The 10,645-nt window shown below is 68.1% G+C and carries 12 protein-coding genes; 11 read left to right on the plus strand and 1 reads right to left on the minus strand.

The window, feature by feature from the left end:
• The first annotated feature begins 2 nt into the window (after positions 1–2).
• The 11 genes from SLQ33_RS01820 to SLQ33_RS01870 all read left to right on the plus strand — a co-directional run bounded on the left by SLQ33_RS01820 (position 3) and on the right by SLQ33_RS01870 (position 9,527).
• Positions 3–314, plus strand: coding sequence for a hypothetical protein (locus SLQ33_RS01820; RefSeq protein WP_319452063.1), 312 nt, complete (start codon positions 3–5; stop codon positions 312–314).
• Between the two features lie 45 nt (positions 315–359).
• Positions 360–1,190, plus strand: a complete 831-nt coding sequence (locus tag SLQ33_RS01825) for an undecaprenyl-diphosphate phosphatase (RefSeq protein ID WP_319452536.1) — start codon at positions 360–362, stop codon at positions 1,188–1,190.
• Positions 1,187–1,864 carry a histidine phosphatase family protein gene (locus SLQ33_RS01830; protein ID WP_319452064.1) on the plus strand — a complete coding sequence of 226 codons (678 nt, stop codon included), beginning with the start codon at positions 1,187–1,189 and terminating at the stop codon, positions 1,862–1,864. The genes SLQ33_RS01825 and SLQ33_RS01830 overlap by 4 nt, the downstream gene beginning before the upstream one ends.
• A 59-nt stretch (positions 1,865–1,923) precedes the next feature.
• Positions 1,924–2,514: a DUF3090 domain-containing protein gene (locus SLQ33_RS01835; protein ID WP_319452065.1), complete on the plus strand. Its 591-nt coding sequence runs from the start codon at positions 1,924–1,926 to the stop codon at positions 2,512–2,514.
• Positions 2,498–3,325, plus strand: coding sequence for an SCO1664 family protein (locus SLQ33_RS01840; protein ID WP_319452066.1), 828 nt, complete (start codon positions 2,498–2,500; stop codon positions 3,323–3,325). Before SLQ33_RS01835 ends, SLQ33_RS01840 begins: the two co-directional genes overlap by 17 nt.
• Positions 3,326–3,362: 37 nt before the next feature.
• Positions 3,363–4,028, plus strand: coding sequence for a GNAT family N-acetyltransferase (locus SLQ33_RS01845; protein WP_319452067.1), 666 nt, complete (start codon positions 3,363–3,365; stop codon positions 4,026–4,028).
• Entirely contained in the window at positions 4,025–4,789 is a 765-nt protein-coding gene (locus SLQ33_RS01850; protein ID WP_319452068.1) for a 3'(2'),5'-bisphosphate nucleotidase CysQ, read from the plus strand. The genes SLQ33_RS01845 and SLQ33_RS01850 overlap by 4 nt, the downstream gene beginning before the upstream one ends.
• Positions 4,790–4,879: 90 nt before the next feature.
• The gene (gene mshC / locus SLQ33_RS01855) at positions 4,880–6,118 is read left to right on the plus strand and encodes a cysteine--1-D-myo-inosityl 2-amino-2-deoxy-alpha-D-glucopyranoside ligase (RefSeq protein WP_319452069.1); all 1,239 of its coding nucleotides are present in this window, start codon (positions 4,880–4,882) and stop codon (positions 6,116–6,118) included.
• A gap of 49 nt (positions 6,119–6,167) precedes the next feature.
• Positions 6,168–7,043 (plus strand): SDR family oxidoreductase, encoded by an 876-nt coding sequence (locus tag SLQ33_RS01860; RefSeq protein WP_319452070.1) that lies wholly within the window; start codon positions 6,168–6,170, stop codon positions 7,041–7,043.
• Positions 7,040–8,473: a DUF1254 domain-containing protein gene (locus tag SLQ33_RS01865; RefSeq protein ID WP_319452071.1), complete on the plus strand. Its 1,434-nt coding sequence runs from the start codon at positions 7,040–7,042 to the stop codon at positions 8,471–8,473. Before SLQ33_RS01860 ends, SLQ33_RS01865 begins: the two co-directional genes overlap by 4 nt.
• 73 nt (positions 8,474–8,546) lie before the next feature.
• On the plus strand, positions 8,547–9,527 hold the full coding sequence (locus tag SLQ33_RS01870) for an acyl-ACP desaturase (protein ID WP_319452072.1): 981 nt from the start codon (positions 8,547–8,549) through the stop codon (positions 9,525–9,527).
• A 2-nt stretch (positions 9,528–9,529) separates the two neighbouring features.
• Here the strand turns inward: SLQ33_RS01870 and SLQ33_RS01875 are convergent, their stop codons facing one another.
• Positions 9,530–10,393: a PAC2 family protein gene (locus tag SLQ33_RS01875; protein WP_319452537.1), complete on the minus strand. Its 864-nt coding sequence runs from the start codon at positions 10,391–10,393 to the stop codon at positions 9,530–9,532.
• Positions 10,394–10,645: the final 252 nt, after the last annotated feature.

A 10,645-nucleotide genomic window follows, 5' to 3' on the forward strand; every position in this document is an offset into this window, starting at 1 on the left:
GAATGACCCTGATGGCGGATAGGGACGTGGCAGGCGAACAGTTTGAGATCGAAGACATTTCGACTGGAATGCATGCCAGCGGGTTCGGTCGCGTAGGGGATGGGCGGACGTTCTCCTTCCGCGTCGAGCGGCAGACACTCGTCGTCGAGATCTACCACCCGCGGGTCGCCGGGCCGGTACCGCAGCTCGAGGACGTGGTCGCCATGGCGAACCGTGACCTGACCCACGTCGACGTCACCGACGAACGCAGTCTGGTCGCGGCCGTGCGCGACGCCGTGGCCGATGCCCAGCCGGTGCCACGCCCAGCTCGCTAACAGGTTCGCCACGGTACGGTCGTCCGCGTGACGGATGTGGCGGCCATGTCATGGCTTCAGGTGATCGTGCTGTCGATCGTGCAGGGCCTCACCGAATTCCTGCCGGTGTCCTCGTCCGGGCACCTTGCGATCGTGTCCCAGCTGTTCTTCAGCGACGACGCGGGCGCGTCGTTCACCGCCGTCACGCAGCTGGGCACGGAACTGGCCGTGCTCATCTACTTCGCCCGTGACATCGGCCGCATCATCGTGGCGTGGTTCGCCGGGCTGACCAACGCCGCCCGTCGCACCTCCGACTACTGGCTGGGGTGGTGGGTGATCATCGGCACCCTGCCCATCTGCGTGCTGGGTTTGGCCTTAAAGGACCAGATCCGTTCCGGCGTGCGCAACCTGTGGATCGTCGCGATCGCCCTGATCGCGTTCTCCGCCGTCATCGCGGCCGCCGAGTACTTCAGCAAGAAGACGCGTCCCATCGAGCAGTTCACCTGGAAGGACGCCGTCACGGTCGGGCTCGCCCAGTGCTTGGCCCTGGTTCCCGGGGTATCCCGGTCGGGCGCCACCATCAGCGCGGGCCTCTTCCTCGGCCAGCAGCGGGAGGCCGCGGCCCGGTTCGGCTTCCTGTTGGCCATCCCCGCGGTGCTGGCGTCGGGGCTGTTCTCGTTGCCCGACGCGTTCAAGCCGGTGACCGAGGGGATGAGCGCGACGGGCGCCCAACTGATCGCGGCGATCGTGATCGCGTTCGTGATCGGCTACGCGGCGGTCTCGTGGTTCCTGAAGTTCCTTGTCAGCCACAGCATGTACTGGTTCGTCGGCTATCGCGTGATCGTCGGTGTCGCGGTGCTCATCCTGCTCGGCACCGGAGCGATGGCAGCGCAATGACGGTCATCCTGTTGCGCCACGGCCGTTCGACGTCCAACACCGCGCACACGCTCGCGGGCCGATCGGAGGGCGTCGAGCTCGACGACAAGGGACGCGAGCAGGCGGCTGCTCTGGTGGACCGCGTCCGCGACCTGCCGGTCAAGGCAATCGTGCGCTCGCCGCTGCTGCGCTGCGAGCAGACCGTGGCGCCGCTCGCCTCGGCGTTGGGGCTGGAGCCCGTCGTCGACGAACGGATCTCCGAGGTCGACTACGGCGCGTGGACCGGCGCCAAGATCGGCGACCTGGTCAAGGAACCCCTGTGGGCGGTGGTGCAGCAGCAACCCAGCGCGGCGGTGTTCCCCGACGGCGAGGGGTTGGCCCACGTCCAGGCGCGCGCCGTCGCTGCGGTCCGTGAACACGACCGCAGGCTCGCCGAGGAGCACGGCGGCGACACGCTGTGGATCGCCTGCACGCACGGTGACGTGATCAAGTCGATCGTCGCGGACGCCCTTGGCACGCACCTCGACAGCTTCCAGCGAATCACCGCCGACCCCGCCTCGATGAGCGTCATCCGGTACACGGCCCTGCGCCCGTTCGTCATGCACGTCAACCACACCGGCGCAGCGCTGACTGCCGGGCTGACGGCCAAGCCGGAACCGAGCGGCGACGCCGTCGTCGGCGGCACCACCGACTGACGCCGACAGCCGCCTGAGATTACGACTGCGGTGCCCGTACCGGTATTTTGGAAGGCGCCATGACCCGTTCGATTCACGTCTTCCGCTCACCCGACCGCTTCGTCGCCGGGACCGTTGGGCAACCGGGAAACCGAACGTTCTATCTGCAGGCGGTGCACGACAAGCGGATCATCTCGGTGATCCTGGAGAAGCAGCAGGTGGCCGTGCTCGCGGAACGCATCGCCGCGCTGCTCCTTGAGATCAATCGCCGTTTCGGAACGCCGATTCCGCCGGACACCGAGGACATCGAGGACCTGAGCCCGCTGGTCACGCCCGTCGACGCCGAGTTTCGCGTCGGCACCATGGGGCTGGGCTGGGATTCGGAGGCCCAGACCGTGGTGGTCGAACTGCTGGCGGTCTCGGAGACCGAGTTCGACGCATCCGTCGTGCTCGACGACGCGGAGGACGGTCCCGACGCGGTCCGGGTCTTCCTGACCCCGGAATCGGCGCGGCAGTTCGCGGCCCGTTCGAACCGCGTCATCTCCGCGGGTCGACCCCCGTGCCCGCTGTGTGACGAACCTCTCGATCCGGACGGGCACATCTGTGTGCGTACCAACGGCTATCGGCGCGGCGCCCTCGCTGGGTCCGACGACGATGACGCCGGCACCTGAGCCGGGCGGCGACGCTGGCGAGGTTCTGCGTGACGGCGACCTGACCGTCATCGGACGCATCCGCTCCGCGAGCAACGCCACCTTCTTGTGCGAAGCGCACCTCGACGACCACATGGCGCACTGCGTGTACAAGCCGATCGCGGGGGAGGCGCCGCTGTGGGACTTCCCCGACGGCACGTTGGCCGGACGGGAGTTGGGCGCCTATCTGGTCTCCGCCGAATTGGGTTGGAACGTAGTGCCCTACACCATCATTCGCGGGGGTCCGGGCGGGCTGGGCATGGTGCAACGCTGGGTCGACCAGCCAGGAGACCAAGTGGGTGACGAGCCGGACGGCGAGCCGGACCTCGTCGACCTGGTACCCGCGGGAGCGGTGCCGCCGGGCTACCTGCCCGTGCTTCAGGCCTACGACTACGCGGGCGACGAGGTGACCCTCGTCCACGCCGACGACGCCCGGTTGCGCCGAATGGCGGTCCTCGACGTCTTGATCAACAACGCCGACCGAAAGGGCGGGCACATCCTGGCAGGCGTCGACGGCCTGGTGTACGGCGTCGACCACGGCGTCAGCCTGCACACGGAGGACAAACTGCGCACGGTGTTGTGGGGCTGGGCGGGCAAGCCCGTCGACGACGACACGTTGCGCGACGTCGCGGGGCTGCGGGACGCATTGTGCGACGAACTGGCCGAGCAGCTGAGGGCGCACCTCACCGAGCGCGAGATTGCGGCGCTACGGGCGAGAACCGATGGGCTGCTTGAGAATCCGGTGATGCCCGGGCCCGACCGGCGACGGCCGATCCCGTGGCCGGCATTCTGACTAATTCTTGGCCGAGAAGTGATCTACGCTCGTCGTCATGACTGACCACGATCGTGCCGCCGCACGCCGCGAGATCACCGACGCGTTGCAGAAGGCGCTTGACCGCCGCCACGAGGTGCTCGACGTGATCGTCGAGGCCGATGACAAGCCGGCAGCGGTAGACGCGATCGCCACGTTGCTGGGCACGTCGCGCGTCGGCGGCGAGGCCGTGATGGCGATGGCGTTCAACCAGCTGACCAAGGATGCGCGCCGCAAGATCGCGGGCGAACTCGAAGACCTCAACAACCAGCTGAGCTTCACCCTGGGCGAGCGCCCGGCAAGCTCCGGCGAGAGCCTGTCCCTCCGCCAGTTCTCGGGGGAACGGGACCGCGACATCTTCGCCGCTCGCACTGACGACGTCGGCGCCACTGGCGACGGGTCGGGTAGGCCCGCGGGCAGCCTGGACGACGAGATCCGTGCGGCCGTGAACCGGGTGTCCGCCGAGGAAGCGGTATGGCTGGTCGCCGAGGAGCACGCGGAGAAGGTCGGCATGGTGTTCGGCGAGCTCGTCGGCGGCGAGGTCAACGTGCGGATCTGGATTCGTCCCGAGTTTCGCCACCGCGGGTACGGCACGGCCGCGCTGCGGCGGTGCCGCTCGGAGATGGCCGCCTACTTCCCCGCGGTACCCATGGTGGTGCGGGCGCCGGGCGCCTCGTCGGCGTGACGGACGCGGCGCTGGCCGCGCAGTTGGCGCAGGAGGCCGGTGAGCTGCTGCTGAGAGTGCGTGACGAGGTCGGCTACTACGACCCGTACGAACTCGGCGACGCTGGCGACGCGCTGGCCAACAAGCTGATCCTCGCCAGGTTGCACGAGGAGCGGCCCGACGACGCGGTGCTCTCCGAAGAGGCCACCGACGATCTGTCGCGGCTGGACGCCGACCGGGTGTGGATCGTCGACCCCGTCGACGGAACCTGGGAGTTCTCCAAGCGCGGCCACGTCGACTGGGCCGTCCACATTGCCCTCTGGCAGCGCCACGATGGCCCCGAGGGCGGCATCACCGATGCCGTCGTCGGCCTGCCCGCACTCGGCGAGGTCTACCGCACCGACACCGTCACCACTCCGGCGCCGCGGGAGGACGGGCCGATCCGCGTCGCGACGAGCGCCAACAGGCCACCGCCCATCGTGTGGTGGCTGCGCGACCGGCTCGACGTGCAGCTGGTCGGCATCGGCTCGGCCGGCGCCAAGGCGATGGCCGTCGTGCGCGGCGACGTCGACGCCTACGTCCACGCGGGCGGACAGTGGGAGTGGGACTCCGCCGCGCCGGCCGGTGTCGTTCAGGCGGCCGGCCTGCACGCTTCGCGCATCGACGGTTCGCCGTTGCTCTACAACCGTCGCGACCCGTACCTGCCCGATCTGCTGATGTGTCGGCCCGAGTTGGCCGAGCCGCTGCTCGACGCCATCGCATCGGCTCACCGCCACCGGTGACGGGGAATGTAATCGCCGCCCGCGTTGTCGCTAAGCGTCGAGACCTGACCACCGCGCGAGGAGGACCTCATAAACCCTAGAGTCGACGCCATGCGATCGTGGCCCGCGCCGGGAGTACCGCTGGTGCCGGGCCAGGGCCCGCAGCTGCGCCTGTTCGACAGCGCCGACCGCCAGGTCCGCCCGGTGTCCGCCGGTGAGCGCGCGACGATGTACGTATGCGGCATCACGCCGTACGACGCGACGCACCTCGGCCATGCCGCGACCTACCTGACCTTCGATCTGGTTCACCGCGTGTGGCTGGACTCGGGACACCAGGTCCACTACGTGCAGAACATCACCGACGTCGACGACCCGCTGTTCGAAAGGGCCGCCCGCGACGGGCTGGACTGGCGTGCGCTCGGCGACCGTGAAACCCAGCTGTTCCGCGAGGACATGGAGGCGCTTCGGGTGCTACCGCCGCATGACTACGTCGCCGCCACCGAGGCCATCGCCGAGGTTATCGCGGTGGTCGAGAAGCTCCTGGCCACCGGTGCGGCGTACGTCGTCGAGGACGCGGAGTACCCCGACGTGTACTTCCACGCCGACGCCACGGTGCAGTTCGGCTACGAGTCCGGCTACGACCGCGACACGATGATGCGCCTGTTCGCCGAGCGCGGCGGCGACCCCGACCGTCCGGGCAAGAGTGACGAACTCGACGCGTTGCTGTGGCGCGCGGCGCGGCCCGACGAGCCCAGCTGGCCTTCGCCGTTCGGCCCGGGTCGGCCAGGCTGGCACGTCGAGTGCGCCGCGATCGCGTTGGATCGCATCGGCACCGGGCTCGACATCCAGGGCGGCGGCAGCGATCTCATCTTCCCGCACCACGAGTTCTCCGCCGCCCACGCCGAGTCCGTCACGGGGGAGCGGCGATTCGCGCGGCACTACGTGCACGCGGGGATGATCGGCTGGGACGGGCACAAGATGAGCAAGAGCCGCGGCAACCTGGTGCTGGTGTCGCGGCTGCGCGCCGACGGCGTGGAGTCCGCCGCCATTCGGCTTGGCCTGTTCGCCGGGCACTACCGCGAGGACAGGTCGTGGAGCGACGACGTGCTGGCCGACGCGCAGGCGAGGCTGGCGCGGTGGCGGACGGCCACTTCGCTGCCCGCCGGGCCCGACGCCGCCGACGTGATCGCCCGGGTGCGCGGCTACCTCGCCGACGACCTCGATACACCCAAGGCCATTGCGGCGCTTGATGGTTGGTGTACCGATGCCCTGGAGTACGGGGGCCACGACACCGAGGCGCCGCGCACCGTGGCCACCGCGGTCGACGCGCTGTTGGGCGTGGAGCTGTAGACCTGCCCGACCCCGCCCTCGCCGGACCGGAGTGGAGTACGTTTCGGCCATGGTTTCTGTGAACGGGAAAGTCGTGCTGATAACCGGCGGCGCGAACGGCATCGGCGCTGAAGTGGCCCGCCGTCTCCACGGAAAGGGCGCCAAGCTCCTGCTGACCGACCTGGACGAGGGCAGGCTCCAGGAGGTGGCCACCCGGTTGGGTGAGGACCGGGTGTTGACGGGGGTCGCGGACGGCCGCGACCTCTCGGCGATGGAGTCGGCAGTCGAGAAGGGTGTCGCGCGGTTCGGCGGCATCGACGTCGTGATCGCCAACGCAGGGATTGCGACCGCGGGGTCCGTGCTCGGCGTCGATCCCATCGCCTTCAAGACGCTCATCGACGTCAACGTCGTCGGGGTGTTCCACACCGTGCGGGCTGCACTGCCGTCCGTGATTGAGCGACGCGGATACGTGCTTGTCGTATCGTCGGCAGCGGCGTATGCGGCGGCCCCGGGTATGGCGCCGTACGACGCGTCGAAGGCCGCCACCGAGCACTTCGCCAGCGCCCTGCGCCTTGAAGTCGCTCACCGCGGCGTCGACGTCGGATCTGCTCACATGCTGTGGATCGACACGCCCCTGGTGCGCGAAGGCAAGGCCGACTCGCCGGCCTTCAAGGAGATGCTCGAGAGGCTGCCCCGTCCGTTGGGCAAGACCACGTCGGTGGAGAAGTGCGGTGAGCTCTTCGTCAAGGGCATCGAAGGCCGCAAGCGTCGGATCAACTGCCCGCGTTGGGTTGGCCTGCTGCGTTGGTTGAAGCCAGTCCTCGCCACGCCGATCGGTGAATCGGCCACGCTGAAGTCCGTGCCCGAACTGCTGCCGAAGATGGATGCGGAGGTGGCGGCGCTGGGGCGGTCGATGAGCGCCCGCACCGAAGCGCTGGAGAAGTGATGCGTCGACTGTTTGCGGTGTTGGTGGCCACCCTGCTGCTTGCCGGCTGTACGAAGCCCGCTTCACCGGAGGTCGCGAGCTCGACGTCGGCGGCGCCTCCTGCGGCCGTCACCGCAGAACAAGCGCGGGCGATCGCGAAGGAGGCCTACGTCTACGGCTTCCCGATGGTCGACAACTATCGGGTCATGTACTCCTACTTCGTCGACAAGGACGATCCCGAGTACAAGGGCGCATGGAACGAAATCCACAACACGGCAAGGGTTTACACGCCCGAAGACAAGGCGATCCAGACGCCCAACTCGGATACGCCGTACTCCGCCCTCGGCGCCGACCTGCGCACCGAGCCGCTGGTGCTGACCGTGCCGCCGATCGAGCAGGAGCGCTACTACTCGCTGCAGTTCGTCGATCTCTACACCTACAACATCGCCTACGCGGGCAGCCGGACCACGGGCAACGGCGGCGGCAAGTTCCTACTGGCCGGGCCGAACTGGAAGGGATCAAAGCCCGACGGCATCGACGAGGTGATCCAGTCCGACACCGACCTGGCCCTGGTGCTCTACCGCACCCAGCTGTTCGGCCCGGACGACCTCGACAACGTCAAGAAGATTCAGGCCGGCTACCAGGTCGCCCCGCTGTCGGTCTACCTGAATCAACCCCCACCTCCAGCCGCGCCGCCCATCGACTTCGCGCCTCCGCTGACCAAGGAGCAGGAGCGCACGTCGCTGCAGTTCTTCGACCTGCTCGGGTTCTTGATGCGGTTCGCCCCGATCTCGCCCGCCGAATCCGAGCTCCGCGCGCGGTTCGCCTCGCTCGGGATCGGACCCGACCGTGGGTTCAACCCGGAGAAGCTGGACCCCGCAACGCGTTCGGCGATCGAGGCCGGCATGGCCGACGCATGGGCGGAGCTCGATGCGCTGAAGACCAACGAGGTCGACACCGGCAAGGTCGGCTCTGCCCAGTTCTTCGGGACGGCGGCCGACCTGAAGGGCAACTACCTGTACCGGATGGCGGGTGCCGCGCTCGGCATCTACGGCAACACCGCCGCCGAGGCCGTCTATCCCAGCTTCGCGAACGACGCGGCAGGGGCCCCGCTGACGGGGGCGAACAAGTACACGGTGACGTTCCCGCCCGGCCAGTTGCCGCCCGTCAACGCGTTCTGGTCGGTCACGATGTACGAAATGCCGCAGAGCCTGCTGGTGGCCAACTCGATCAACCGGTACCTGATCAACTCCCCGATGGTCCCGGACCTGAGCAAGGATCCCGACGGCGGCTACACGATCTACGTCCAGCACGACCCTCCCGAGGCGGCGAAACTGGCCAACTGGCTGCCCGCTCCCGAGGGGCCGTTCATGTTGGTCATGCGCTTGTACTGGCCGAAACCCGATGCGCTGAACGGAAGTTGGAAGGCGCCCGCGCCGGTCAAGGTATAGGCCGACATCCCGGGCTTCGGGGCCCCGCTGCGGTAGCCTGTGCGGTCACACAGCGAGATGCGGAGGGTCGGGCATGCCGAAACCAATCACCGACCTGCAGTTGATTCGAGAGCTCGAACCCGTTGCCGAGGCGGGACTCAATCAACACCTCGCGTCGACCAGGAACTGGAATCCCCACGACTACGTGCCGTGGACCGAGGGATCGGACTTTCGCCAACTCGGCGGGCACGACTGGTCACTCGACGAGTCGCGGCTCTCCGAGATCGCCAGGATCGCCATGGTGACCAACCTGCTCACCGAGGACAACTTGCCGTCGTACCACCGTGCCATCGCCGAGCACTTCAGCCTCGACGACGCCTGGGGTGCCTGGGTCAACCGATGGACGGTGGAGGAGAGCAGGCACGGCATCGCGTTGCGCGACTACCTCGTAGTCACCAGGGCAGTTGACCCGAATGCGTTGGAAATGGCCAGGATTGGGCAGGTGACCGCCGGATTCAGCCCCGGCCAGCAGGGTCAGGGTTCGGTCCGGCCGGAGTCGATGCTCGACGCGCTGGTCTACGTGACGTTCCAGGAGCTCGCCACCCGTGTGTCACACCGCAACACCGGCCGGGCCTGCGAGGAGCCGATCGCCGACCAGCTGCTCAGGCGGGTGTCGGCCGACGAGAACCTGCACATGATCTTCTACCGGGGCGTGGGGGCCGCAGCGCTCGACGTCGCGCCCGATCAGGCCATGCACTCGATCTGCCGAATCCTGAAGAACTTTCAGATGCCAGGCTTCTCGATACCGAACTTCCGCCGCAACGCCGTCAAGATCGCTGTCGGCGGCATCTACGACCTTCGTCAGCATCTCGACGAGGTGGTGTTGCCGGTGCTCCGGTACTGGCGGATCTTCGAACGCGACGACTTCACCGGCACGGGAGCGCAGAATCGCGACGAGTTGGCCGCCTTCATCGCCCAAATGGAGACCGAGGCCGCGAAGTTCGAGCAGTCGAAGGCGCGCTATCTCGAACGCGGCGCCGCGAAGTCGGAACGCGCTGCGGCGAAGGCCCGCTGAGGTCAGGACCTGAAGCCGGGCCCGCGACGACGCAGGTAGCGCTCGAACTCGGCGGCCAGCGCGTCGCCGTCGATCTTGCCGAGCGCCTCGGACATGTCGACCTCGGCGTCGCCCCGCTCCTCGAGTGACTGCACGTACTCGGCGATCTCCTCGTCCTCGGCCGTCATCTCGCTGACCGCCTGTTCCCACTCCTCGGCCTGGATCGGCAGATCGGCCAGCGGTACCTCGATGTCGAGCACGTCCTCGACGCGCCGCAGCAGGGCGACCGTCGCCTTTGGGTTCGGCGGCTGCGACACGTAGTGGGGGACCGCCGCCCAGAACGTGACGGCGGGGATGCCCGCGGCGACGCACGCGTCCTGGAACACCCCGGCGATGCCCGTCGGCCCCTCGTAGCGCGTCTCCTCCAGGCCGAAGAACTTGGCGGACTCGGGGGAGTACGCGGCGCCGGACACCGGTACCGGGCGGGTGTGTGGCGTGTCGGCGAGTAGTGCGCCGAGGATGACGACGGTGTCGACGTTGAGCTTGTCGGCGATGGCCAGCAATTCGGCGCAGAAGGTGCGCCACCGCATGTTGGGCTCCACGCCGTGCATCAGGACGATGTCGCGCTCGCTGCCGGGCGGGCGGCAGTGCGATATCCGCATCGACGGCCAGACGAGCTCGCGGGTGACGCCGTCGATCTGACGGATCACCGGTCGGTTCACTTGGTAGTCGTAATAGGCCTCGTCATCGATCTCGACCAGCGTCTCCGCTTCCCAGATCGCGTCGAGGTGCTCGAGGGCGTCACTGGCCGCGTCACCGGCGTCGTTCCAGCCTTCGAAGGCCGCCACGATGATGGTGTCCTGCAAGTCTGGCAGGTCTGTCACCAGCCCAGCCTAAGCCTTGCAACGCGCCAGGGAGGCCCATCGCCGCGCGGGTCGGATTGGGCGCGATTACCCTGCCGGACGACTTCGACAACCCCGAGGCCGGCGCCGACGCCGTCGAGACGAAATACGGTCGACTGCAATCTGGTTAGCTTTGGTAACTACGATCGCCAAGGGGTTGGGGTCGCGGTGGCGAGATGGGTGTCCAGTCGTTGATCAAGTGACGACGTAGACTTTTCTGGTCGAGAGGCGTTGCAA

The organism is Mycobacterium sp. RTGN6, assembly GCF_033804605.1.
In the GTDB taxonomy this organism is placed as follows: domain Bacteria; phylum Actinomycetota; class Actinomycetes; order Mycobacteriales; family Mycobacteriaceae; genus Mycobacterium.

What these genes read in the sequence shown, in the direction of transcription:
- SLQ33_RS01845 (WP_319452067.1), top strand. Translation starts at nt 3,363, where the DNA reads ATGACTGACCACGATCGTGCCGCCGCACGCCGCGAGATCACCGACGCG.
- SLQ33_RS01860 (WP_319452070.1), top strand. Translation starts at nt 6,168, where the DNA reads ATGGTTTCTGTGAACGGGAAAGTCGTGCTGATAACCGGCGGCGCGAAC.
- SLQ33_RS01835 (WP_319452065.1), top strand. Translation starts at nt 1,924, where the DNA reads ATGACCCGTTCGATTCACGTCTTCCGCTCACCCGACCGCTTCGTCGCC.
- SLQ33_RS01870 (WP_319452072.1), top strand. Translation starts at nt 8,547, where the DNA reads ATGCCGAAACCAATCACCGACCTGCAGTTGATTCGAGAGCTCGAACCC.
- SLQ33_RS01825 (WP_319452536.1), top strand. Translation starts at nt 360, where the DNA reads ATGTCATGGCTTCAGGTGATCGTGCTGTCGATCGTGCAGGGCCTCACC.
- SLQ33_RS01840 (WP_319452066.1), top strand. Translation starts at nt 2,498, where the DNA reads ATGACGCCGGCACCTGAGCCGGGCGGCGACGCTGGCGAGGTTCTGCGT.
- mshC (WP_319452069.1), top strand. Translation starts at nt 4,880, where the DNA reads ATGCGATCGTGGCCCGCGCCGGGAGTACCGCTGGTGCCGGGCCAGGGC.
- SLQ33_RS01830 (WP_319452064.1), top strand. Translation starts at nt 1,187, where the DNA reads ATGACGGTCATCCTGTTGCGCCACGGCCGTTCGACGTCCAACACCGCG.
- SLQ33_RS01820 (WP_319452063.1), top strand. Translation starts at nt 3, where the DNA reads ATGACCCTGATGGCGGATAGGGACGTGGCAGGCGAACAGTTTGAGATC.